Below are 653 nucleotides of genomic sequence, written 5' to 3'. Positions count from 1 at the left end.
GATGAAATGATTCAAGACGGACTGTGGTGTGCTTTTAATGATTATCATATGGGAATTACAGCAGAAAATGTTGCTGAAAAATTTGGTATTACGCGTGAGATGCAAGATCAATTATCGGCTGAATCACAGCAAAAAGCAGTTGAAGCCATAAAATCGGGCGCATTTAAAAAAGAAATTCTTCCTGTTGTTTATAAAACGAAAAAAGGCGAAGTTACTTTTGATACAGATGAATTCCCGCGTGAAGGAACAACTGCAGAAAAGCTAGCCAAATTGAAACCCGCTTTCAAAAAAGATGGTACAGTGACAGCAGGAAATGCATCTGGTATCAATGATGGTGCTGCAGCGCTTGTTGTGATGAGTTTGGATAAAGCCAAAGAATTGGGACTCAAACCGCTTGTACGTATTCGTGCTTATGCTGCAGCAGGTGTTGATCCTGCGATTATGGGTATTGGACCGATTGCTGCAACCAAAAAGGTGTTGACAAAAGCCAACCTAACTGTTAAAGATCTTGACTTAATCGAAGCAAATGAAGCTTTTGCAGCGCAATTCTTGGCTGTAGGTAAGGAACTTGGTTTTGACAAAGAAAAAGTCAATATTCATGGTGGCGCTATTGCGTTAGGTCATCCAATTGGTGCCAGCGGCGCAAGAATTCT

General features: G+C 40.9%; 1 protein-coding gene. It reads left to right on the top strand.

From position 1 onward, the window contains the following. Positions 1 to 653 (top strand): acetyl-CoA C-acyltransferase (locus Ga0466249_RS25860; RefSeq protein ID WP_215832376.1); only part of this gene is annotated, 653 nt, incomplete at both ends.

Origin of the sequence: Pelorhabdus rhamnosifermentans, assembly GCF_018835585.1 — a bacterium.
Classification (GTDB): domain Bacteria; phylum Bacillota; class Negativicutes; order UMGS1260; family UMGS1260; genus Pelorhabdus; species Pelorhabdus rhamnosifermentans.
Note: the sequence above shows the minus strand (reverse complement) of the source record. Positions and strands in the feature narration are given on the sequence as shown.